This window comes from Enterococcus sp. C102(2024), from assembly GCF_040888205.1.
Taxonomy (GTDB): Bacteria; Bacillota; Bacilli; order Lactobacillales; family Enterococcaceae; genus Enterococcus; species Enterococcus faecalis.
On the sequence record NZ_JBFOHH010000003.1, the window covers coordinates 21,744 to 44,538 of the forward strand.

Annotated in this window: 21 protein-coding genes, 1 tRNA gene and 1 other annotated feature; of the genes, 3 read left to right on the forward strand and 19 right to left on the reverse strand. The window is 37.2% G+C overall.

Translation table 11 applies throughout. From position 1 onward, the window contains the following. Positions 1-5 precede the first annotated feature (5 nt). The 10 genes from AB3I34_RS07630 to AB3I34_RS07675 form a co-directional block, all read right to left on the reverse strand. Entirely contained in the window at positions 6-692 is a 687-nt protein-coding gene (locus AB3I34_RS07630; protein ID WP_002356640.1) for a methionine ABC transporter permease, read from the reverse strand. Next, positions 685-1,722: a methionine ABC transporter ATP-binding protein gene (locus tag AB3I34_RS07635; protein ID WP_002364465.1), complete on the reverse strand. Its 1,038-nt coding sequence runs from the start codon at positions 1,720-1,722 to the stop codon at positions 685-687. Before AB3I34_RS07635 ends, AB3I34_RS07630 begins: the two co-directional genes overlap by 8 nt. A gap of 113 nt (positions 1,723-1,835) precedes the next feature. Then, positions 1,836-2,083 (reverse strand) — a binding site (T-box leader). 53 nt (positions 2,084-2,136) lie between these two features. Then, on the reverse strand, positions 2,137-2,451 hold the full coding sequence (locus tag AB3I34_RS07640; RefSeq protein ID WP_011109554.1) for a glycine cleavage system protein H: 315 nt from the start codon (positions 2,449-2,451) through the stop codon (positions 2,137-2,139). A gap of 5 nt (positions 2,452-2,456) precedes the next feature. Continuing rightward, positions 2,457-2,816 (reverse strand): arsenate reductase family protein, encoded by a 360-nt coding sequence (locus AB3I34_RS07645; protein WP_010712703.1) that lies wholly within the window; start codon positions 2,814-2,816, stop codon positions 2,457-2,459. A gap of 24 nt (positions 2,817-2,840) precedes the next feature. Then, entirely contained in the window at positions 2,841-4,028 is a 1,188-nt protein-coding gene (locus AB3I34_RS07650) for an FtsW/RodA/SpoVE family cell cycle protein (RefSeq protein ID WP_002367107.1), read from the reverse strand. A gap of 244 nt (positions 4,029-4,272) precedes the next feature. Further along, the gene (locus AB3I34_RS07655; protein WP_010712704.1) at positions 4,273-5,709 is read right to left on the reverse strand and encodes a helix-turn-helix domain-containing protein; all 1,437 of its coding nucleotides are present in this window, start codon (positions 5,707-5,709) and stop codon (positions 4,273-4,275) included. Continuing rightward, complete coding sequence (locus AB3I34_RS07660) at positions 5,710-6,411, reverse strand: bacterial Ig-like domain-containing protein (RefSeq protein WP_010712705.1); 702 nt, start codon at positions 6,409-6,411, stop codon at positions 5,710-5,712. Between the two features lie 196 nt (positions 6,412-6,607). Continuing rightward, the gene (locus tag AB3I34_RS07665) at positions 6,608-10,909 is read right to left on the reverse strand and encodes a bacterial Ig-like domain-containing protein (protein WP_113817329.1); all 4,302 of its coding nucleotides are present in this window, start codon (positions 10,907-10,909) and stop codon (positions 6,608-6,610) included. A 175-nt stretch (positions 10,910-11,084) separates the two neighbouring features. Then, positions 11,085-12,416 carry a hypothetical protein gene (locus AB3I34_RS07670; RefSeq protein WP_002378581.1) on the reverse strand — a complete coding sequence of 444 codons (1,332 nt, stop codon included), beginning with the start codon at positions 12,414-12,416 and terminating at the stop codon, positions 11,085-11,087. 112 nt (positions 12,417-12,528) lie between these two features. Beyond that, entirely contained in the window at positions 12,529-13,080 is a 552-nt protein-coding gene (locus tag AB3I34_RS07675) for a helix-turn-helix domain-containing protein (RefSeq protein WP_002376638.1), read from the reverse strand. Between the two features lie 213 nt (positions 13,081-13,293). On the opposite strand from AB3I34_RS07675, the gene AB3I34_RS07680 reads away from it, so the two are divergent. Together AB3I34_RS07680 and AB3I34_RS07685 are read left to right on the forward strand one after the other, a co-directional pair. Next, the gene (locus tag AB3I34_RS07680) at positions 13,294-14,001 is read left to right on the forward strand and encodes an AzlC family ABC transporter permease (protein WP_002381529.1); all 708 of its coding nucleotides are present in this window, start codon (positions 13,294-13,296) and stop codon (positions 13,999-14,001) included. Further along, positions 13,988-14,314 (forward strand): AzlD domain-containing protein, encoded by a 327-nt coding sequence (locus AB3I34_RS07685; RefSeq protein ID WP_002362235.1) that lies wholly within the window; start codon positions 13,988-13,990, stop codon positions 14,312-14,314. The genes AB3I34_RS07680 and AB3I34_RS07685 overlap by 14 nt, the downstream gene beginning before the upstream one ends. Positions 14,315-14,363: 49 nt before the next feature. On the opposite strand, the gene AB3I34_RS07690 is transcribed toward AB3I34_RS07685, so the two are convergent. Next, positions 14,364-14,436 (reverse strand) — tRNA-Thr (locus AB3I34_RS07690). Between the two features lie 158 nt (positions 14,437-14,594). On the opposite strand from AB3I34_RS07690, the gene AB3I34_RS07695 reads away from it, so the two are divergent. Then, positions 14,595-14,831 carry a hypothetical protein gene (locus AB3I34_RS07695; RefSeq protein ID WP_002381528.1) on the forward strand — a complete coding sequence of 79 codons (237 nt, stop codon included), beginning with the start codon at positions 14,595-14,597 and terminating at the stop codon, positions 14,829-14,831. Positions 14,832-14,904: 73 nt separating this feature from the next. On the opposite strand, the gene AB3I34_RS07700 is transcribed toward AB3I34_RS07695, so the two are convergent. The 8 genes from AB3I34_RS07700 to AB3I34_RS07735 all read right to left on the reverse strand — a co-directional run bounded on the left by AB3I34_RS07700 (position 14,905) and on the right by AB3I34_RS07735 (position 22,663). Next, positions 14,905-15,177: a membrane protein gene (locus AB3I34_RS07700; protein WP_002356625.1), complete on the reverse strand. Its 273-nt coding sequence runs from the start codon at positions 15,175-15,177 to the stop codon at positions 14,905-14,907. Positions 15,178-15,282: 105 nt separating this feature from the next. After that, a complete protein-coding gene (upp, locus tag AB3I34_RS07705; protein ID WP_002356624.1) occupies positions 15,283-15,912 on the reverse strand; it encodes a uracil phosphoribosyltransferase in 630 nt (209 codons plus the stop codon). Between the two features lie 131 nt (positions 15,913-16,043). Beyond that, positions 16,044-17,282, reverse strand: a complete 1,239-nt coding sequence (glyA, locus tag AB3I34_RS07710; protein ID WP_002356623.1) for a serine hydroxymethyltransferase — start codon at positions 17,280-17,282, stop codon at positions 16,044-16,046. Between the two features lie 75 nt (positions 17,283-17,357). Then, a complete protein-coding gene (locus tag AB3I34_RS07715) occupies positions 17,358-18,380 on the reverse strand; it encodes an L-threonylcarbamoyladenylate synthase (RefSeq protein ID WP_010712708.1) in 1,023 nt (340 codons plus the stop codon). 43 nt (positions 18,381-18,423) lie between these two features. Beyond that, positions 18,424-19,257, reverse strand: coding sequence for a peptide chain release factor N(5)-glutamine methyltransferase (gene prmC, locus AB3I34_RS07720; protein ID WP_010712709.1), 834 nt, complete (start codon positions 19,255-19,257; stop codon positions 18,424-18,426). Further along, positions 19,250-20,323 (reverse strand): peptide chain release factor 1, encoded by a 1,074-nt coding sequence (gene prfA, locus AB3I34_RS07725; RefSeq protein WP_002356619.1) that lies wholly within the window; start codon positions 20,321-20,323, stop codon positions 19,250-19,252. Before prfA ends, prmC begins: the two co-directional genes overlap by 8 nt. 11 nt (positions 20,324-20,334) lie before the next feature. Further along, positions 20,335-20,919: a thymidine kinase gene (locus AB3I34_RS07730; protein ID WP_002356618.1), complete on the reverse strand. Its 585-nt coding sequence runs from the start codon at positions 20,917-20,919 to the stop codon at positions 20,335-20,337. Positions 20,920-21,145: 226 nt separating this feature from the next. Further along, the gene (locus AB3I34_RS07735; protein WP_002356617.1) at positions 21,146-22,663 is read right to left on the reverse strand and encodes a flavocytochrome c; all 1,518 of its coding nucleotides are present in this window, start codon (positions 22,661-22,663) and stop codon (positions 21,146-21,148) included. Positions 22,664-22,795 lie beyond the last annotated feature (132 nt).

Below are 22,795 nucleotides of genomic sequence, written 5' to 3' on the forward strand. Positions count from 1 at the left end.
TCCATTTATCGTTTATCTATTTTTTTAGCGACTGTATCCCCAAGCCATTGAATCGCAAAGACAATAATTAAGATACAAATCGTTGCTACTAAGGTAACTGTATTTTGACCACGTTGGAAGCCATCTTGATACGCCAAACTTCCTAAACCGCCTGCTCCAATAGCAGCTGCCATTGCAGTGTAGCCCACTAAGGAAATGGTTGTAACGGTTAAGCCAGAAACAAGCGCTGGCAGACTTTCTGGTAATAGAACTTTCCAAATAATTTGGAAACGGTTGGCCCCCATTGCTTTGGCTGCTTCAATCACGCCTTTATCAACTTCACGAAAAGCGATTTCGACCATGCGAGCATAAAAAGGTGCTGCGGAAATAATTAATGCTGGTAAGGAGCCTTTGACACCAGACATACTTCCTAAAATAATTTTTGTAAAAGGAATTAACAGAACGATTAAGATAATAAACGGAATCGAACGGAAAATATTTACAAAAATGGCCACTAGCCAATACAGTAATCGGCTCAAAATTCCTTTTCTGCCTGACGTTTCAAAAAGCAGTAGTCCTAAAATCAGCCCTAAAATGGCGACCACTATGATTGAAATCCCTGTCATATAGAGTGTTTCAATCGTTTTTTCTTGTAGTTTACTTATATCAATTTGCGAAAAATCAAAGAAACTTGCTAAGCCACGATTATTCATTTCCAATCACCTCTGTTTCTACACGAAGTTTACGTAATCCTTCAATGGCTGCTAGAATATTTTGCTCTTCGCCTAATAATTGAATATAAAGAGAACCCACTGCACCCTGCTTTGTTTGCTGAATGTTCCCTTGAATAATACTGACTTCTACTTGATATTCTTGGACAATATGCGAGATAATTGGCAATTTCGCTTGTTCGCCGTGGAAAAGTAGGCGAACAATTTTTCCATTCGGATATTGTTCCAACATTTCTTCAACAACCAGTTCCGTTTCTTCAATGTTTTTATCCGCTTCTTGTTGGATAAAGCGTTTCGCAATTTCTGTTTGAGGCTTTTTGAAAATATCGATTACTTTACCTTCTTCAACAATTTCACCATATTCCATCACGGCTACGCGATTACAAATTTTACGAATCACGTGCATTTCGTGGGTAATTAATACAACCGTTAAATTTAATTCTTGGTTGATTTTTAGTAGTAATTCTAGCACTTCATCGGTTGTCTGCGGATCCAAAGCACTCGTTGCTTCATCACAAAGCAAAATGTCAGGATTGTTAGCTAAGGCACGGGCAATCCCCACTCGTTGCTTTTGCCCACCAGAGAGTTGACTTGGGTAGGCATTTTCCCGTCCTTCTAAACCAACCAACTTGATTAACTCTTCTGCGCGGCTTTTCCGATTTTGTTTTGGAACACCAGCAATTTCCAATGGGAGCATGATATTTTCTAGGACCGTCCGTGACCATAATAAATTAAAATGCTGAAAGATCATCCCAATTTTTTTACGGAAGTTTCGTAGTTCTTTATTTGGCAACAATGCAATATCTTGTCCTTGAATTTCTACTTCACCTTCTGTAGGTGTTTCAAGCCCATTCAATAGGCGAACCAACGTACTTTTTCCTGCACCTGAATAGCCAATAATGCCATAAATATCACCTGATTCAACCGTTAAATCAATATCTTTTAAAGCTGTGACTTTACCCGCTTTACCGGAAAACTCTTTTTTTACATGACGTAATTCAATTAATGCCATTTTGTTCTCCTCTTCTTTCTGTTCTACTTTCTTATTTTGAAGGTTTCGCACTTTTTATGAAACGAATTTGCTTAATAAAAACAAAAAAACTTCCATCCTTTTGCTATTACAGCAAAAAGGACGAAAGTTTGTCATTTCGTGATACCACCTTAATTCGCTATTATTTCTCAATAATAACCTCATACGGTACTTGATTCTTCGCATACCGTTGGCTGTAACGGGCGCCCCGTAGTAAGTTCACTGCTTCGCTCACTTACTCTGCTCAAAGACCATCTTCCATCTTAAATCTGTTACCCATTCTCAGCAAACAGGGCTCTCTTCAAACGTCCTTAACATGTACTCTTCTTTTCAAAGCTTTCTTTTGATTAGATTGAGAAAATTATAGCAATAAACATTGGCCTTGTCAACGTAAGACTAAAGATTTTCAAATTCTGTTGGTTCAACATCTGCTAAAACAGCAATCCAGGCATTTTCTTCATCTAACGCACTTGGCTCTTGATCAGCCGCTTCATTAATCGCGACTACCTTACCAGATAATGGACTACTGAATTCACTGACTGCTTTTTCTGCTTCTAATTCAATTAAAGAGTCACCTTTAGCTAATGTTTGTCCGACTTTTGGAAACGTTGCAAAAGTAATCTTCCCTAAATCCTCTTGGGCTTCGGCGGTTAAACCAATTTTATAACCTGCTTCTGTTGGTAAGATCCATAATTGATCGATTTGTTTCATTTCACTCATTTTCCAAGCACTCCTTCGTAATCTGTTTCTTTAAAACCATTCGTTAGAAATGTATTGTCTTTTAAGAGAATTGGACGCTTAATCAACATGCCATCCGCAGCTAAACGCTGACTTGCTTCTTCAATAGAAAAACTGTCAACCAGATCTTTTAAGCCTTGTTCTCTATATAAAACCCCACTTGTGTTAAAAAAACGACGAACAGGCAAGCCGGTTTCTTTCATCCATTTTGCTAGTTGTTCACTACTAGGCGGTGTTGTTTTAATATCAATTGCTTGGTATTTAACGCCTTGTTGGTCTAACCACGCTTTCGCTTTTTTACAAGTTGAGCATTTAGGATATTCATAAAGTGTGTACATTTCTACCCCTTCTTTCTTCTTTCTTTAACGACCACTTCTGGTACGAACCGTTTCTTGTTGGTAACGCATGGACATAATTAAGCCCACCCCAATCATGTTACCTAAAATGGAAGAACCACCTTGACTAATAAACGGTAATGGAATCCCAGTTAATGGTAGTAAACCAATATTCGCTCCAATGTTTTCAAAAACATGGAACAAAATCATCATGATAATTCCTGTGGCAATGTAGGCATAGAATTCATTATTTGTATCAAAACAAACGCGAATCATGCGGTAGATTAAAATAAAATACAACAAAATAATGAAACAGCCACCAATAAAGCCAAAGTTTTCACCAACAACTGTAAAAATCATATCTGACTCACGAACAGGGACATACACATCACTCACGTTAAAGCCTTTTCCGAAAAGCCCCCCAGAACCAATTGCTGTTAATGCTAGCGCTGGTTGGAATGAGCGATCTGGATCTGTATGGAAAGGATTTAGCCATAAATCAATCCGATCAAATTGATAAGCTTTAATACCAATTTTAGACAATAAGTCTCTTCCTGTTTCTGTTGTTACCAAGTAGATGGTTCCAGCTCCGACTAGAGCAGCTATGATAAAGGCGGGCACAATAATTTTCCAAGTAATGCCAGACATTAAGAAAACTCCCCCAAAAATGGCTAAGAAAACTAACATCGTCCCGAAGTCTTTTTGTAAAAGTACTAAAACAATTACCGGAATCGCGACTAATAGCATTTTAGCGATTAGCCAAAAGTCACTTTTGAGTGTTCGGTCCACATACTTAACATTATGCATGGTCACTATATAGGCCAACATCAAAATAAACGCAATCTTCATCAATTCCGATGGTTGGAATGTGGTGCCACCAAAGCGAATCCAGTTTTTAGAACCTGTTTGCTCTGCTAGCACGGGATCATAGAATTTCAGTAGTAATCCCATTAATACTAATCCAAGTGCATAAAAAACGGGCGTTAACCGCCAGAGTAATTTTGAGCTAAAATGCATAATAATGACAATACTTAATCCTCCGACTAAATACCACAGTCCTTGTTTCATTAACAAGCTACCAATTTTAGGTTTGCTTGGATCATTGTAAAGCGCTACGTAAAGCGATAGCATACCAATTAGTGATAAAAGAAAAACTGGTAATATCACGCCGTAATCAATTCGACTATCTAAATTTGTTTTCTCTTTTCTATTCATTCGTCATCCCTTTTCCTTTGTTCATACGTTTTTTATTATATCTTTCTCACAGAAGAAAAGAAAGGAATTCTACTATATTTGAGAAAAACTTTAGAGAATTGGTCCTTCACTAGCAATTTTTTCTTTTTCTTCAATCCTATTTTGCTTTTATTTAAAATTTTTCACATCAGTGATAATGAGAAAGTTTACTATAAACATTCAGTAACAAAAAACAGTCGCAACTAAAACACGTTGCGACTGTTTTTTATTCGCTTTTTCTTTGTTTCGTTTGTTGTAGCTCTTTATTAATTCGGACAATTTCGTTGCCAAAATTTTGCCAGTCACTGGCTCGCGGGGGCGCTAGCCAAATTAAACATTTTACTGAAAATAACGTTTTTGGTAAATAATCCGAAACTACTAAATCAGTATCTGGTCGAATCGCTGAATGAAAGTGAATGCTGAAAGATTCGAATATTTTGATTTGTTCTTTGATAAACTGAGTATATTTTTCTCCTTGCGTAAAATTCACATAAAGATTGATCGTGCTTTTTTCATTCCTTTGGTCATAAAGACGGGATAACACTAATAGCAAATCAAAAAATAAAGAAAGCTTACTAAACTCAAACGTCGAACAATCCAACGCAAATAAAAACTGACGACAGCTATCAAAAACAATTGGGTAGCGTTCCTGAAAAAATTCTAAATCCATAATTCGTAAGGTGATATCGATAAAAGGCGTAATAAAACGATGTTGATAAATAATCGGAACAATTTCTTGATAAAATTCTTCGTCCGAAATTGTAAACGGCATATAAGAAAAGAATAATGTTTTCGTAGCCGTAATTGCCTCATTGTGAGAACTCAGCAAATGTTCCGAAATAAGTTCACTTTGATAGACCGATAAATTGCCGATAATTCCTTGAATTTCTGCGTTTTTCTCTGCATGAGTCGCCTTCATCACTTCGTTGATCCAACATTGAATTTCTTGATAAATCGAACTTTCTTCGTCAAAAACGAATGGATTTTCTTCTTGGGATAAAAAATAATTAGCTTTTCTCTGCGTTCGCTCTAACGCCACCAATACATAATGTTTAAATAAATGAAAATTAGTGATATTTTCATAAGAGCCTTTCAATTGAGCCAATAATTGGTTCACTGCGCGAAGATCTGTTTGATTATATAATTCTTCAGAATCTTTGTAAATTCGGTAATAGAGCATAGTAAAATATTGTCTAATCGCCATTTCATTGCCGCTAAGTTGTAAATTTTTGGATAACTTAATACCGTATTGACCTAATTCTTTCCGGATATGGTCAACAATTTTGTATACAACCGTTCGACTCATCCCGTGCTTTTCACCGTATTTTTTGATTGAGGTAAACTGATGAAAGAAAATCGTTTTTAATAGATTAAATTCTAACGAGTCTTTTAAATAATATTCTTCAATAATACTTGAAGAAATACGAAGGCTTTGAGATAACAAAATTTCATTATTTTTTTCACTGATTTCCATCTCATTAATCAGACCAAAGCGTTGCAAATCTGCATTGATTTCTGTTATGTTCCGTTCTAGCAAATAAGGAGAAATAGCTAATTGCTTACATAAACGATCTTTTCGTTCAGAAAATGAATATTGTTGCTCTAACTTTCTAATAATCGCTAATTTTAAATTTTCCCGATCATCTAATAACAAGAATTCCATTTAAACTCTCCTTGTTCCATACAAAAGTGAGCCTGACAGGAAGCTTAAAGTGGTGCCAAATTGAGAGGCCCCACTTGCCGCTCCTCCAGTAATTTCCACTGGGGCTATCGTATCTATTTTTTTCAACAACTCATCATTTAACAGCACCTTTTTATTTACTCGTTCCTGTTCAATTTTATTTTTCTTTTTCTCCTGTTTTGTTGGTTGCTCCTTGTCCTGTCTCGAGGCAATAATTGGTCTTTCTGGCCCAATCATTGCATGACTATAAGGAAGCTCTGCAAGCATATTCCCCTCTGCAGCAAAATTAGTAGGGTTGACATACACCTTCGCAATAGAAAGGTATGACTCGTAACGGAAGGTTACAAAATAAAGGCCTACTTTTTGAGTATTTACATTATTTTCTATAATTACATTTTCTAAATTTAGCGGGCGTCCCTCTTTATCTTTTAGAAAAACGACATTGTCTAATGGCGACCATGCTTGATTAACTCCTAAAAACGTGTCTTTTAATTTAAGTTCCGTTTGATTTTCTTTGACCGTAATGGTTGCTGTTTCAATTTTGCCATCCACTTCATAAGTCACGGTGTATTTGCCTGGTGTTGTCGCTTCGTTTGCATAGCTATTCACTGAAGCAATTAACATTCCTGAAGAAAGAAATAAGGCTGTGCCGATACTACCATAATAAATAGTTCGCTGGTTCATCTCGTTTATTATTCCTCCAAACTATTTCATAAAAACAACTATCTTAACAGAAAAACCTGCTAATAAGTGTTCTTAAAATAAGTAACTTGTAAAACTTCCTATTTTCCAAGGAAACAGCTACCCTCATTCATGCACTTATTCATCTTTTAAGCGTGGAACAAAAGTCACTTTAAACTTTTGCCCCACGCTCATTTAATTATTTTCGTTTCTTCTTGATGACTATACCACTAATAATCACAATAAGTAACACAACAAGTCCTAGCACACGATAGAGACCATTAGTTTGTTCTCCCGTTTTGGGATAACGTCCTTGCTTGTCAGGTTTCACAATGTGTGTGACATACTGACTACTTTTTATCGTGGTTTGATTCGTTGAGGAACTAGTCTGGTTGTTCTCATTTTTATCTGGTAGCGGTGTAGGATTATGATCAATCACATGAACAGTTGCTACTGTCGTTAATTGACGAGGTGTTTCGTTTGAAAACATTGAGAAAAGTCGTGACTGCACAGCTGGTTTGGTTTCATTAACTGACTCAGTGGTATAGGAAATCTGGTACTCTCCTGTTTTCTTTGTATCAACTTTCCCTTTTACTTGAACCTTATCAAAGGATATAGCATGACCGTCACGATCTGTTGCTGAAACGAAATTATCTTCTGGTTTCCATGAATCACCAACATAAATCGTTGTATCTTTAACCTCTAACTTAGATTGGTCGGGTTTGACGGTCACATTAGCTGTTTCTTTTTTACCTTCGTAACTGTAAATGATTGAGTAAATGCCCGCTTTGCTAGTATCAACTTGACCTGAAACAGTGATTTTTTTGAAGGGAACGTCTTGGCCTGTTTTGTCTGTCGCTGAGACAAAGTTGTCTTCTGGTTTCCATTTATCGCCCACATAAATCGTTGTATCCTTGACTTGTAAACGACTATCATCACGGACATGAACGATTGCTTTCGCTTCTTTTGTGCCATTTTTATAGACAATTTCATAATCGCCTATTTTATCAACATTCACTGTTCCCTGAACATCAATTTTTTCAAACGGAACGTCTTGACCTGTTTTGTCTGTCGCGGAAACGAAGTTATCTTCTGGTTCCCATTTATCACCCACATAAATTGTTGTATCTTTAACCTCTAACTTAGATTGGTCGGGTTTGACGGTCACATTAGCTGTTTCTTTTTTACCTTCGTAACTGTAAATGATTGAGTAAATGCCCGCTTTGCTAGTGTCAACTTGACCTGAAACAGTGATTTTTTTGAAGGGAACGTCTTGGCCTGTTTTGTCTGTCGCTGAGACAAAGTTGTCTTCTGGTTTCCATGAATCGCCGACATAAATCGTTGAATCTTTGACTTGTAAACGACTGTGATCAATTGTTTTAGTTAATGGAATTTTTAGTTGATTGTCTCCTTTGACCAGCTTAATGGCTTTGCCTGTCAAATACTCTTCATCCACGGAATATTCCTGCGGTACATTCGTTACTCGCAAAGTATAATCACCTGTCATGATGGCATCAAAGGAGTGTTGACCTTTTTCATCTGTTGTAAATTCGGTTGCTGTATGCGTGACATTATCAATTAGTTCAAAAGAAACCTTCGCAATTGCTTGGTTTTCATCCTCTATGTTATGCGTATAGAATGTGGCAGTTGCTAAATAAACAATACCTTCCGCATCGCCTTCTGAGAATTTCAATGTGATTGGCGCAGTGGCGACTTTTTTCTTGTTAGCAGACATCTGGTCCAATGTTTCAGAGTCGATTGTTGTTTCTGTATAGATTTGGCCAGCGTTTGCAGAGACAGTATTGTATTCAATCGTAATATTTTCTGTCAATGTATAGTCTTTAAAAATAATTTTCGCACCGTTTGTAGTCTTCTCTAATGAATAAGCATCTTCTGGCACGCCTTTCACGGTAATAGAATTCAAATCGATTTGAGCATTAGTTGTGCCTTTTGGTGTTAATTCAATCGTTGGATTTTTCACACGATGTGTTTTATTATCAATATTTTTTGTTGTTACTGTCGTTTTTGTTACATTTTTTAATGTTGGATTCGCCGCTTGTGTTGCACTCAAAATGTCTAACGCTTCATTTTGAACAGAAACCGAAGCAGAGCCTTCATTATTATTCGATTGTGGTTCTTTAGCTGTCCCTGTTATATAAAGAGTCGGCACGTCGATCCAGCCATTGGCATTTTTATACTCAATAATGTAACGTTTGTTGGTTTTTCCAAAATCAAACGTGTAACTATTGGTATTTTCGTCAAAAGTAATTGTTGGGTATCCAGGACTGTCTGGTGACATTGGTTTATCAAAATAATAGCCACGATCCCAGTATTGTGGATAAATTGAATCTACCTGATCGTTTGAAACATCATAAATGTCAAAAAGAACATCGGCGCCAGCTGGAATTTTTGTACGGACACTTAGTGAGTCAAAAGAATCATTTCGTGCATTGACAAGGAATTGATTTTTACTACTTTGAAGTGTTCGTTCTGAACCAATGTGTCGATTGGTATTTACTTCTGTTTCTATAGGGGACATGCCATCAGCACTCATTGTCACAGGAATTTTATCAAAAGGAATACTTTTATCTTTTGGTAAACTATCTGGCACGTAATTAAAGCCAATTGGAATTTCAAGTTCATTTGTAATTGGCGTAGTGAACTTAATGATCGAACCATCTGAGGTTGGTGTGACTGTATAATCTTTCCCTAAAACATAATATGAAAAATAAATATCTTTTGTGGCTCTAACAGATAGATATTGCGGATGTTTTATTTTAATCTCTAAATTTTCAATGGGGTTGGCCTTACTACCTGCTACAGCAATTTCGGTATCACTCATATAAGCACCGTTTCGATCATAATTTCCCCATGTCGCTTCCGCATTCGTAGGATTTAACATAGCGATTGGCTCCACGTATTGATCGGATAGTAACTGAATGGCTTTATTGGGACCAATTACAGGTGTACTTAATGATAGATTAATGTCCTTCTTGTCAAAATCCATTGTTAAATCAGAAATATTTATTCTTAAATAGCTATCTTTTGTGGCCGTTAAGGTAAGCTTGCCACCTTCAGTTTTAATATCAAAATAGTCTTCCAATTTTACATTTTCATATAAAGGACCATACGCCGTAAATTTAGGATTCTTAATTTCTTGACCATTTGTACTCTCTAATACGATTTGTTGACCTACTTTTGTTTCTGTTAATGTGCCATAAATTGTTACATAATATTTCCCTTTGCTTTGAAAACTGATATAGGACATACTACGCATTTCACGATCAGCAATTACTTTACTTGTTTGACTCGTCTTAGCAGTAAAATCGGTTGTTTTATTCGTTCCTGTCGTATTTTTTAACGAAAGAGAACCTAACTTGGTTGTTGGATATTGCTGATAAAATGAATAACTGTAGTCCGAAACACTCTCTAAATAAATTGTCCGATTAATCGATAAAGAATAGGCTTTTTGTTGATTCATGTTTGGAACAGTTACAGCAATCCGACCGAGTGAATTATCGCTTAATGTATAATCTTTGCCAGGTGTTAACAGGGTTTGCGTTTCTGGTAAAATTTGACCATTAATGTCGACATCGTAACTGAAAACTTGAGGTTCCAAGTTATCTTGTTTTCCAAAGACAGCGCCTGGCGTCTCTGTTGTCAATAATTCTAATGTTTGATTGCCAGTTAACGTCCGGTCTAAATTATAAAAAATTTCGCCATCTAACCCTGTCGTTCTAGTTCGTTCGTTATATTGAATTGGTTCCACTTGTTCATATAAATCAAACGAGTAGGTTTTTTTATTTTTTCCTGGAGTTTCAATTTTGATTAATGGTTCCGCCTCTGTTGTTAGATAACTTTTTAGTTCTACTTTAAAGGAAGTATCTGAAACTCGCTGATTAAACGTAATACTTAATGTTTTAGACGCCGCATCGACTGCCCAAGTTGCGCCAATGCCCGTCACTTCTCCACTAACAGTTGAATAACCTAAATGTTCTGGTAATTGAACTGTATAAACTGATCCAGGTGCATAACCTGTGTTTCCAACAGCAAATTGGAACGTAGCGGTTACCGGTGTTGTATTTAATTCGCGGTGAACCTCTGTTTGGCTGTATTCTGTTCCACCAATCGGCGCAAGACTCATACTGTCAAGTAGTTCATCTGTAATTGGCGCTTGAACATCTGGTAGGGCTTTTTCATTAAGTGAGGTGTCCTCCGTTGTTTGTTGTTCAGCTGGTTTAGCAGCATCACTGGCAGCTGTTGTGCTCGCCTCTGTGGTTTGCGATTCAGTTGTTGCAGTTGGTTGATTCATTTCTGAAGTAGTCGTTGTTGCTAAAGGTAAAGCTGGTGTTGTGCTCGATAACTCTGCCTCTTTTTTTGCTGTATCAGTGGTCTCTGTTTGTGCTTCTGTCGTTGTTACAGCATAGGCATTTACGGCAAACCCGAAATTTTGTGCGAGAAGTATACTCAACATCACAAAAGAAAAAGTTTTTTTCTTCATACTAATCCCCTTTCAATAAAATTCATATAACCTAATAATAGCTTGTTAAAAATGAAACAATTGATTAATTTTTTTTGAATCTTCGAAAAAAAAAAACAGCTTTTCATAAAAAAATACTTGGAAAATCAGCCACAATCACTGTTTTTCCAAGTATTTTTTTATTAATATTTGTAAATTATCGTTTCTTTTGACGAAAAACGACCACGAAATAAACTGCAATAAACAATAACACTAAGAGCGAGTTACTATTTTTAATGAAAGTTAAAAATTGACTTGTTTGCGTTGAAATACCTTTGCCGCCAGTCAATTCTAATAAAAATTGTGTCGTACCACCTTTGCCTACTACAGTGACTAACATAAGCGCCATCAAAATAAATTGATGGAATAAACTACCTTTTGTTTGTGTTGTATATTTGATAAGGATGCGGCTATCTTTTGGCAAATCTGTCTCTTGATAATATCGCCTAGCTAAAAAGCTGTTCAATGTGCTTTTGAAAAAACTCAAGAGAAACAGGCCTAAAATAGTCCACGAGGTAAGAAGTAATATTCCCAAACTTCCCGCCAGACCAATCATTGGTATGTTGTTTGACCATTGTTTCGTTTTACTAGCTGCAATCATTGCAAAAATCATCCCTAAAACATAAGGTAAATAGAGATAGATGCCCATATGAGCTCTGCCATAAACCCCTGCAACATAAATGGAACCAAATAAAAATAAATAGTTCCCGACAATCCCGTTAATCAAGGTCGCAAGATTCATTTCTAATGATACTTTATACGCGCCACGTTTGCCATAATGACTAACGAAAAGGACAGCCACCACAAAGAAACAGCAGGCGCCAACAATCGCATAATCAAATTCCACCGCATTCGTTAATAAGCGACCACTTCTTAATAAAAGTAATAACACAAAAAAGATAACAAACAGAATTAATTCTTTTCGTGAAACTTCTGCTGATTCTTCTTCTAGCTCGTTTAATGAAACAGGATAGCTCTTGATTGCTACTAAAGCAACCAGAAAATAGAGCGCGTACACCAATAACGCCAGTCCAATCTCAGTCGCTTTAAAAAATAAAGCGCCAAATAAAACAGCGGTCAATAAGACTGTCGTTAAAAGATTGCTATGACTGATTTTTTGACCTTCTTCTTTTAAGAAAAAGCGAATTGATTGATTACTTGGTGGCAACAACGCCCCACTAAGTCCTAACAACATTCCTGAAATACTATAAAGCGGGAAAGAATAAGCGCCGGCAATCCCAATTAAGGAGCCTGCCAAGCCTAACAATAGAGAAATCTTTAGTAGACCTAGACTAGTTAAAGACAAATTAATTCCTCGAACCAGAAAAATGCCTGTCATACGCAATGTATAAAATAAGACAAATGGTAAAATTGTTAAAAGGTTGTGTCCATCACTCAATTGAATGTAAAGTAAATAAGGCACAACAATAATCGTATTACTTAGTAAACTTAATGCTGTATTACCAAGACTTTCAATTTTTTTATTCATTTTGACCTCTTCTTTTATCTTTCATTTTCTATTATTTTTAGGGTAGCATTGTTTACTTTTTTTGTCCATAAAATAACAGATGCAGCAATTTCCTAATGTTTATTTTCCACTGTTACGTATAATAGTTAATGACGACAGCTTGGACTTTCTCTGTTCCGTCATTTATATACGTGTGTACTTGATTAGCATCAAAATACATAGCGGCGTCTTTTGGAAGAAGATATCTCTGACCGCCCACTTCAATAGCTAATGTTCCTTGAATAACCATGACATATTCTGTCGAACGTTTTGAATGCCCAACAGCTTGATACTTTTTCCCTGGATCTAATTCAAACTGAAAGAGTTCAAAGTTTCTTTCCTGGTTGTCCGAGTAGTAATTAAAGACTCGATAGGAGTGATCTTCAGAATGTTGTGTTACCGTCTCAGTTTTTTTAACCACGGGATTTTCTTTAACATAGTCATCTTCTAATAAATACGTATATGGAACATTGAGTCCATTACTTATTTTCCAAATTGTATTTATGGTAGGATTGGTGGTTCCTTTTTCAATCTGCGAAAGCATCCCTTTACTCACTCCGGTTATCCCAGCTAGTTCATCTAACGTAAGTTTTTTTTCTTGTCTAATTTTTTTTAAATTATTGCCAATAATTGTATTAATCTCCAAAATAGTTGCTCCTTCTGCTTCTTTTTATCACCCAAAAGTTTAATATATTGAACAAAAGTATTCTTTATTGTATTATACAATATATATCTTAGTTGTTCAAAAGGAGTGGTTAATAATGAAAACGCTCATTCGCTCGTTGTGTCTTATTATCGAAGGTCTAGATTTCCATACACACGTGTTTAAATTTTATACAGAAAGAAGGAAAAAAAGAGAATGAACCACCAATTAGATGCACCCACTGGTATTCGTGAAGCCTTGCCAACGGTTTTTGGCTATATTGGTATTGGCATTGCTTTTGGTATCGTAGGACAAGCAGCAGGTTTTTCCCCTCTTATTGTTAGTGCGATGTCGTTTTTTATTTTTGCAGGATCTGCTCAGTTTGTAACAGTTAGTATGTTGACTGGCGGCAGCCCTATTTTATCCATTGTGTTAGCGACTTTCTTAGTAAATGCGCGTATGATTCTTATGGGAATGACCATTGCGCCTTACTTTAAAGCCGAATCTCTCGGTAAAAATCTCTGGTTGGGAACCTTACTGACGGATGAAAGTTTTGCACTAGGAATGAATAAATTAAACCACACCAAAGGACGTTTAAGTTTTGAGTGGTTTAATGCTGCCAATTTGATTTCCTATGCGACTTGGGTTTTTTCGACGATCATCGGTGCCTATCTAGGGCGCTTTATTGCAAACCCTCAAGCATTAGGTCTTGAGTTTGCGGTCGTGGCTATGTTCATTGGTTTACTCTATCTGCAGATAATTAGTGATCGTTCCATGAAAATCGCTTTACAACTCATCATGGTCCTGATTACTTTTGGGTTGATGTCTATTGGTCTAATTTTTATTCCCAGTAATTTAATTGTCTTAGTTGTCACGTTAATCGGGTGTGGAATAGGAGTGATGATAAAACATGCCTTCTTCTGAGTATCTCTTTTTAACAATTTTAGGCTGTACCGTTGCAACCTGGCTTTCAAGAATACTGCCATTTTTACTTTTAAAAAAAATCAGTCTGCCACAGAAATTATTAGAATATCTAAGTTTTGTTCCCATTGTGATTATGTCAGCCTTATGGTTTAGTAGCTTATTTGAACAAAGAATTGGGCATTTACCAAGCCTCAATCTTCCTTATTTATTCGCTTCATTTCCTACCATTTTAGCCGCAATACTTACTAAAAACTTATTGCTTATTGTACTGGTAGGCATTGCTTCATTTGCACTAATCCAAAATTTTATCTAAAAAAACAGACAGGCACTACCAGATGGTAGTGCCTGTCTGTTTTTTTAGATGCCAGCTGCAGGGATCGAACCTGTGACCTACGCGTTACGAGTGCGTTGCTCTACCAACTGAGCTAAGCTGGCCTGAAACAAATCTATTATAGGACTTTCTACTTTATTTGTAAAGTCTGTTTGTTATTTATTTATGCAAAATCTCTTTAAAATAAGCCAAATAGCGACTTTACAAACTTTTTTCTGAAAATGTGGTATAATAGAGATATCAAGAAAGGATGGTTTTTTGTATGTCAAATTTTAATGGTATGGTTACTCCTGTTGTTCCATCGGATGCTGGTAAGGATTTCGCCGTTGACACCCATGTTACTTTTCTTGTTCACGGACAGCCACAAACAGGCGTTGTTACGAAACAATTAAAAAATGCCGCTGTCGTCGAAATTGACGAAACGCAAAAAAACAATCACTTAATGGTGCACAGCAATGGTGTGATTGTTATTAATTACAAACAATTGAAAAAGATTTAATTCTTCAAGCGTGGGAAATTTCCCCCGCTCTTTTTTATGTACAGAATTGGAATACTTTCCAATTCGTCGGAAACTATAATGCTGTAATAAACGCAAAAAAACCAAAAATAATTCCGGGAACATTAGCAAAAATAATGGACTTATCTCGTGTTTCTCCATCGTCTCCATATAAACCATGAATCGTCCAAAAAATACAATTAATCATTGCCACTAATGGTTGCGTCGGATTGCCTTTTTCCCCATGTAAATTTCCATAAATTTGTGGAATATATGAAACATACATCAAAACTGACATCACACTAGCAATCACAGCGATAGCGTGTAAGACTTTTTTATTCTTTTTCATAGCTCCTCCTTTGTTTTTTTATTTTTTATTATACACCTAGAAAAGTTCTTTAAGCAAAAGAAAACCGTTAGTAACCATAATCGGTTATCTAACGGTTTTTTGTTATTATTTTGTTCCAAATAAACGGTCACCAGCATCCCCTAAACCAGGAACGATATAGCCGTCTTCGTTTAAGCGCTCATCTAAAGCTGCTGTATAAATATCTACATCTGGGTGCGCTTCTTGTAAAGCTTTCACACCTTCTGGAACGGCCACTAGACATACAAATTTAATGTTGCTAGCACCACGTTCTTTTAATGAATCGATGGCCATAATTGCGGAACCACCTGTTGCTAGCATTGGGTCAACAACAAATAATTGACGACTTGCAATGTCTTCAGGTAATTTCACGAAGTATTCATGTGGTTGCAATGTTTCTTCATCACGGTAAAGTCCAACGTGTCCAACTTTCGCTGCTGGAATTAATTCTAAAATCCCATCAACCATGCCAATGCCGGCACGTAAAATAGGAATGATTGCTACTTTTTTCCCTGAAAGTGTTTTTTGTGTTGATTTACCCATCGGTGTTTCGATGACAACATCCTCTAAAGGCATATCCCGTGATACTTCATAAGCCATTAACATAGCAATTTCGTTGACAACTTCGCGGAAAACCTTTGTCCCACAGTTCTTTTCGCGAATCATTGTTAGTTTGTGTTGAATTAGCGGATGATCAATTACTTGAAATTTTCCCATATCTATTCTCCTTCATTATTTTATTCTTTCTTATTGTAAAACAAAAGAGCCTAGGACACAAGTTGAATTCCTTAAATCCTAAGCTCCGACTCTTATTTGTACAGAGAATCGCGCTTCAGCTATCCCTGATGTTAGTTATATAATGGATATTTTTTAGTTAGCGCTGCTACAGCTGCTTTGACTTCATCATGAACTGCTGTATTTTCTGGATCTTTTAAGACTTGAACGATTAATTTAGCAACTTCTACCGCATCTTCTTCTTTAAAACCACGTGAAGTAATCGCAGGCGTTCCAATACGGATACCACTTGTTTTAAATGGACTTAATTGTTCAAACGGAATTGAATTTTTATTGACAGTAATATTTACACTATCTAAAATAGCTTCTGCTTCTTTTCCATTTAAACCAAAACCTGTCACTTCAATCAGTAATAAGTGGTTATCTGTTGCCCCACTAATTAAACGAGCTTCTGGCGCTTGATTGAAAACTTTCGTCATCGCTTGCGCATTTGCAATCACTTGCTGACTATATTCAGCAAAACTTGGATCCAATGCTTCTTTAAAAGCTGCGGCTTTTCCGGCAATCACATGTTCCAATGGGCCACCTTGAATGCCTGGGAAAATACTACTATTTACTTTTTTCGCCAATTCTTCGCTATTTGTCAAAATTAAACCGCCACGAGGACCACGCAATGTTTTATGGGTCGTACTTGTTACGATATCAGCATACGGAACTGGATTTGGGTGCAACCCTGAAGCTACCAAGCCTGCAATATGCGCCATATCAACCATTAACTTGGCATCTACTTCATCAGCGATTTCACGGAAACGTTTGAAGTCAATCGTTCGTGAATACGCACTTGCGCCTGCAACGATTAGTTTTGGACGATGTTCTCTTGCTAAAATTCGCACGACATCGTAATCGATTACTTCTGTTGAAGGATCCACTCCATAACTGACAAAATTATAGGTTTTGCCACTAAAGTTAACTGGCGAACCATGTGTTAAGTGACCACCAGCTGATAAATCCATCCCCAAAATGGTATCACCTGGTTCAACCAATGAAAGGTATGCCGCTGTATTGGCTTGAGAACCTGAATGGGCTTGTACATTCGCGAATTTTGCACCAAATAATTCTTTGGCACGATCGATAGCTAAATTTTCTACGATATCGATAAATTCACAACCACCATAGTACCGTTTGCCAGGGTAACCTTCTGCGTATTTATTCGTTAAAATACTTCCTTGGGCAGCCATAACTGCTTTTGACACAACATTCTCAGATGCGATTAGTTCCAAGTTATTTTCTTGGCGCTCTTCTTCTCTTGCAATTGCATTCCATAAATCTGGGTCATACGTTTTGTAATCCATTCAAACAACACTCCATTTTGTTTTCTTTTGTCTGATTGTATCATACTTCTGTGTCAGCTTCGTTACAAATACCTCTTATTTTTCAAAAAATTTTTGATTAGCTGATTTTTTCAAGCGATTCATGTAAGCAGTGCCTAAACCAGTTTCTGCAAATCCTTGTGCAAAAATCGTGGTAGCTCCTTGCTCATCTAACGCTCTTAACCCTGCAAATAGTTCTTTTGTGGCATTTTCAACCGTTTCTGCACCATAAGAATAAACAAACGCATTTTCTGTATCTAGTTGTGCTGCCTGTTCATCACTTAAAAATAAGCCGATTTTTTCCTGTTGTTCTTTTGCTTGCTGAATCGCCGCTTGCCATTCTGCTGTTTGACCGCTTATAATCCAAACTTCCGCATCAGGAGAATAGTGTTTGTATTTCATCCCTGGCGCTTTGGGTGCTGCAGTTTCACTAATCAAATGTGTATCGATTTTCACTTGAGGAATAATGCTTTCCAACTGCTCTTTGGTAATTGCTCCTGGTCGTAAAATAACTGGTACACCATCTTCCGCCGTTAAATCTAAGACCGTTGATTCCACCCCAATCTGCGTTGGGCCATCATCTAATATGGCAGCAATTTTCCCCTGCAAATCATGATAAACATGCTCTGCAGATGTTGGACTAGGCTTGCCAGAAGTGTTCGCACTTGGTCCGACCAACGGAACATTGGCTTGTTCAATCAAAGCTAAGGTCGCTTGGTTATCTGGCATACGAAAAGCGACTGTCTCTAAACCACCTGTTACTGTTTTAGAAAATGTATCGCTAGGCACATTAAAAATTAAAGTTAATGGTCCCGGCCAAAAGGCAGACACCAATTTTGTAGCGACTTCTGGTAAGGTCGCTACGTATTTTTTGACCATTTCAACGTTGTTCACATGAACGATCAATGGATTATCACTGGGGCGGCCTTTTACTTGGTAAACTTTTTTTACTGCCGTTTCATTTAAGGCATCGGCACCTAAGCCATAAACAGTTTCTGTTGGAAAAGCCACTAGCTCGCCTGCTTGAATGGCTGCTGCTGCTTGGGCTATTTCTTGTTTGGTTAATTTTTTTGTTTCCATTGCAAATCGCTCCTTCTAGAAAAGTGGCGACGAAGAACCTTAGTTACTCGGCTATCGCGAGGCGATCGTTGCCAGATAAATCTTTTTCAATTTTAATTGTTTTTTGTGGATAGGCGGCGTTCAATAATTCTTGGAGGGCCGCGCCTTGTTGAAACCCTATTTCAAAATAAATTTTACCGTCTGCTTTAAGCATCGTTTGACTTTCATGAATTAATTGTTGGTATAAAGCCAAACCGTTATTTTCAGCGAATAAAGCGGTTTTAGGTTCATACGTTCGGACACTTACATCCATTAAATGGCATTCTTGTTCACTAATATAGGGCGGATTAGAAATAAGCAGATCAATTTTTTCAGAAGCAACTGGCTGTAAGCCATTCCCATGATAAAATTCGATGCCAGCACCTAATGCTTGCGCGTTTTGTTTAGCGACAGTCAACGCTTCCTCTGAAAGATCAATGGCAATAACTCGCCAGTTGGGCCGTGCCAGTTTCAAGCTAATCGCAATGGCACCTGTCCCTGTTCCGACATCCACGACCGTCAAAGGAGTATCTGGATTGGCTTTTAAGCAACGCTCGACTAATTCTTCTGTTTCTGGTCTAGGAATCAAAGTATGTTCATTAACAATAAAGGAATGTCCATAAAATTCAGCTTGTCCTAGTAAATATTGTGCTGGGTAATCTGTCAATAATTGGGCTAAATCCGTTTTTAATTGTTCCTCTTCTTCTTGGGGCATTTCTTCTTGCATATGCAGGAGCCACTGCGTTTTATCCCAACCTTTACGTTCTAAAAAAACATAGTGAATAGCATAGCCTTCTTTGCCTTGCGCCTCTAAAAAAGAAGAAGCCCAGTTAAGGACTTCAAAGTAACGTTTAGCCATTTTGCATCTCTTCTAATTTCGATGTTTGATCATATAAGACTAATGCATCAATGATTTCATCTAATTTGCCAGCAAGAATCTGATCTAATTTTTGGATGGTTAAACCAATACGATGATCCGTTACTCGATTTTGTGGGAAGTTATACGTTCTGATTCGTTCTGAACGATCTCCGGTCCCCACCGCCGATTTACGGTTAGCATCATATTCACTTTGTGCTTCTTGTTGAATTTGGTCATACACACGAGCACGCAAAACTTTCATTGCTTTTTCACGGTTTTTTAGCTGTGAACGTTCATCTTGCATTGCGACTACGATTCCTGTTGGTAAATGGGTTAAACGAACAGCCGAAGCGGTTTTATTAACGTGCTGTCCACCAGCGCCACTTGCATGATAAATATCGACACGGATATCTTTATCAGCTAATTCGATTTCGACTTCTTCCGCTTCCGGCATAACTACAACGGTTGCTGTCGATGTATGAATCCGTCCTTGTGATTCTGTTGAAGGAACTCGTTGCACGCGGTGAGCGCCACTTTCGTATTTTAATTTTGAAAAGACGTTATCTCCTGAAATCATCATAATTACTTCTTTATATCCACCGATTCCAGTGACGTTCGCTTCTAAAACTTCCGCTTTCCACCCTTGTGCTTCTGCATATTTTTGGTACATATTAAATAAGTCGCCAGCAAAAAGTGCGGCTTCATCGCCACCGGCTGCACCACGGATTTCCATGATGATGTTTTTATCATCATTTGGGTCTTTTGGTAATAATAAAATTTTAATGCGGTCTTCTAACACTTCTTTTTCTTTTTTCAAATCAGAAAGTTCTTCTTTCGCCATTTCGGCCATTTCCGCATCTAAGTTTTCACTTAAAAGTTCTTCGGCATCGCTAATCCCTTCAACAACTTGTTTATATCGGCGATAAACTTCAACCGTCTCACGTGTATTAGCTTCTTCCTTCGATAATTCCATGAAACGTTTTGTATCGCTAATGACTGCTGGGTCACTTAATAATTCGCCCAATTCCTCATAGCGATCTTCAATAGATTGTAATTGATCGTACATAGTGTCTCTCCTTACTGTTCTTCATTCACTGTTTTTGGATGAAAATAATGTTTGCGACAAACAGGATAGTAGGCTTCATTCCCACCAATTTGGACTTGATCCCCTTCATAAACGGGTTTGCCATCAATATAGTGCAAGTTCATAGTTGCTTTTTTATGACAGAACCAGCAAATCGTTTTTAATTCTTCTAATTTGTCTGCATATAAAAGTAAATACTTTGAGCCTTCAAATAATTCATTTCTAAAATCATTCTTTAGCCCAAATGCCATTACTGGAATATCTAATTCGTCAACAATTCGTGCAAATTCAATGACATGATGCTTGTTTAAAAATTGACATTCATCGACTAATACGCAAAAAGGTTTGTAAGACAAATCATTAATCAAGTCAAAGACATTGGTTTCTTCAAAAATTGGAATAGCATCTCTGCGTAATCCGATGCGACTGGATACTTTCCCAACACCATCACGTGTATCTAGTCCACTGGTCATCAAAACAACTGGTTTGTCTTGTTCTTCGTAATTGTGTGCTACTTTTAAGATTTCAATGGTTTTACCACTGTTCATTGCGCCATACTTGAAAAATAATTGAGCCATGTTCACTACACCTTTCCGTTAGTTCCTTACGTATTTTACTATATTTTCAGCAAAAAAGCAGTATTTTTAGCTAAAATGGTCGTGCATTTTTCTGAAAAAAACAGAATCTACGCCAAAGTCATTTTAGCAGGGCTGTTTATTCTCCAACTAATGATCCTGCTAGTATGCAATAAAAAAGCCCAAAATTGTAGTTATTTGACTACAATTTCAGACTTTTTAATGCTAGTTATTTTTGAGCAGAGGCAAATTCTGCTGATTGCGTACCTGCTTGACGACCATAAATGATAATATCGGCGATGGCATTGCCTCCGATACGGTTTTGACCATGTAAGCCACCTGTTAATTCACCAGCAGCATATAGACCTTTAATTGGTGTGCCATCTTCACGTAAAACTTCTGTTTTCGTGTTAATTTTCACGCCACCCATTGTGTGGTGAATCCCTGGTGCAATTTTAATTGCGTAGTAAGGCGCTGTGCTTAAGTCAGCTTCCATGCCAGTTGTCCGGCCAAATTGTTTGTCATCTTTGGCATTAACATCTTGGTTCCAAGTATCAATCGTTGCTTTCAATGTATCGGCAGGCATGCCAATTTTTTCAGCTAATTCTTCAATCGTTTCACCTTTTTCCACGAAGCCTTTTTGATCATAGAAATCAATGGCTTTTGCACGGTCGCGAACGCCTTGGTCAAAGACTAAATAAGCTGATTTTTCTGGTAAGGCATTGATTGCTGCGGAAACTTTGTCGCGTGTATCTAACTCATTAACAAAACGTTCTCCTTTTTGAGAAGCCAAGATTGCGCCTTCTCCACGAACTGCTTCACCAATTAAGAAAGCATCGCTTTGTTGAACAGTTGGGTGAATTTGAATTTCTTTCATATCCACTAACGCACCGCCAACTTTTTGAATCATTTGGATACCGTCACCTGTTGTTCCTTCTTGGTTCGTTGTAACATAGTTTTTCAATTCTGGTTTGTATTGTGTAATTAATTTTTCGTTGGCACCGAAACCACCTGTTGTGACAACGACTGCTTTTGCTTTAACTGTTTTTTCTTTATCATCTTTCATTTTCACTTTTACGCCATCGATTTGACCGTTTTCTTCAACTAAGTCTGTGACGTCAGCATCAACAAACAATGGAATTTTTTCTTCGCGAACGTTACGTACTAAACCGTCAACTAGATAGCCCCCAATTGCTGATCCGTCAGCAGGACGGTGTGTGCGTTTTTCGCTCATTCCACCTGTAATCGTTAAATTGCTCAATGTAATTCCTTTTGTATCTAACCAATCAATTGCTTCAGCTGAATGATCAACAAAATAACGTAGTAATTCTTGATCGTTGGTTCCTTTACCGCCTTTTAGTGTTTCTTCAAAGAATTTATCGTTGCTATCTTTAATGCCTTCTTTTTCTTGGAATTTTGTTTGTGAAGCATTCATTCCTGAAGACGATTTAATTGTATTCCCACCTGCAACAGGCATTTTTTCTAAAATAACTGGATTCATGCCAGCTTCTTTGGCTTGTAATGCAGCGGTCATCCCCGCACCACCTGAGCCAACAATAACAACATCATAACTGTCTTTTAGTTCACTTGGATCTGTATAACCATTAGCAGAGGCACCAGATGTTGCTTCTGTTTTTTCAGAAGATGCTTTTGTTTTACCAGCGGCTTTTTCTTGATCGCTTGTACAACCTGTTGCTGCACCTAATAATAACCCTAGGGAAAGAACTCCCATTAACACTTTTTTCATTGTTTTCCCACCTTATAAACTATTGATTTCTACCAACACAATTTCTTATTTTTCATTTGAATAAAAATAACAGTTTGTTACATAAAGTGAACACATTCACATATCAACCGAAATAAAAAAGCTACCACTACT

What these genes read in the sequence shown, in the direction of transcription:
- AB3I34_RS07630 (WP_002356640.1), bottom strand. Translation starts at nt 692, where the DNA reads ATGAATAATCGTGGCTTAGCAAGTTTCTTTGATTTTTCGCAAATTGAT.
- AB3I34_RS07635 (WP_002364465.1), bottom strand. Translation starts at nt 1,722, where the DNA reads ATGGCATTAATTGAATTACGTCATGTAAAAAAAGAGTTTTCCGGTAAA.
- AB3I34_RS07640 (WP_011109554.1), bottom strand. Translation starts at nt 2,451, where the DNA reads ATGAAACAAATCGATCAATTATGGATCTTACCAACAGAAGCAGGTTAT.
- AB3I34_RS07645 (WP_010712703.1), bottom strand. Translation starts at nt 2,816, where the DNA reads ATGTACACACTTTATGAATATCCTAAATGCTCAACTTGTAAAAAAGCG.
- AB3I34_RS07650 (WP_002367107.1), bottom strand. Translation starts at nt 4,028, where the DNA reads ATGAATAGAAAAGAGAAAACAAATTTAGATAGTCGAATTGATTACGGC.
- AB3I34_RS07655 (WP_010712704.1), bottom strand. Translation starts at nt 5,709, where the DNA reads ATGGAATTCTTGTTATTAGATGATCGGGAAAATTTAAAATTAGCGATT.
- AB3I34_RS07660 (WP_010712705.1), bottom strand. Translation starts at nt 6,411, where the DNA reads ATGAACCAGCGAACTATTTATTATGGTAGTATCGGCACAGCCTTATTT.
- AB3I34_RS07665 (WP_113817329.1), bottom strand. Translation starts at nt 10,909, where the DNA reads ATGAAGAAAAAAACTTTTTCTTTTGTGATGTTGAGTATACTTCTCGCA.
- AB3I34_RS07670 (WP_002378581.1), bottom strand. Translation starts at nt 12,416, where the DNA reads ATGAATAAAAAAATTGAAAGTCTTGGTAATACAGCATTAAGTTTACTA.
- AB3I34_RS07680 (WP_002381529.1), top strand. Translation starts at nt 13,294, where the DNA reads ATGAACCACCAATTAGATGCACCCACTGGTATTCGTGAAGCCTTGCCA.
- AB3I34_RS07685 (WP_002362235.1), top strand. Translation starts at nt 13,988, where the DNA reads ATGCCTTCTTCTGAGTATCTCTTTTTAACAATTTTAGGCTGTACCGTT.
- AB3I34_RS07695 (WP_002381528.1), top strand. Translation starts at nt 14,595, where the DNA reads ATGTCAAATTTTAATGGTATGGTTACTCCTGTTGTTCCATCGGATGCT.
- AB3I34_RS07700 (WP_002356625.1), bottom strand. Translation starts at nt 15,177, where the DNA reads ATGAAAAAGAATAAAAAAGTCTTACACGCTATCGCTGTGATTGCTAGT.
- upp (WP_002356624.1), bottom strand. Translation starts at nt 15,912, where the DNA reads ATGGGAAAATTTCAAGTAATTGATCATCCGCTAATTCAACACAAACTA.
- glyA (WP_002356623.1), bottom strand. Translation starts at nt 17,282, where the DNA reads ATGGATTACAAAACGTATGACCCAGATTTATGGAATGCAATTGCAAGA.
- AB3I34_RS07715 (WP_010712708.1), bottom strand. Translation starts at nt 18,380, where the DNA reads ATGGAAACAAAAAAATTAACCAAACAAGAAATAGCCCAAGCAGCAGCA.
- prmC (WP_010712709.1), bottom strand. Translation starts at nt 19,257, where the DNA reads ATGGCTAAACGTTACTTTGAAGTCCTTAACTGGGCTTCTTCTTTTTTA.
- prfA (WP_002356619.1), bottom strand. Translation starts at nt 20,323, where the DNA reads ATGTACGATCAATTACAATCTATTGAAGATCGCTATGAGGAATTGGGC.
- AB3I34_RS07730 (WP_002356618.1), bottom strand. Translation starts at nt 20,919, where the DNA reads ATGGCTCAATTATTTTTCAAGTATGGCGCAATGAACAGTGGTAAAACC.
- AB3I34_RS07735 (WP_002356617.1), bottom strand. Translation starts at nt 22,663, where the DNA reads ATGAAAAAAGTGTTAATGGGAGTTCTTTCCCTAGGGTTATTATTAGGT.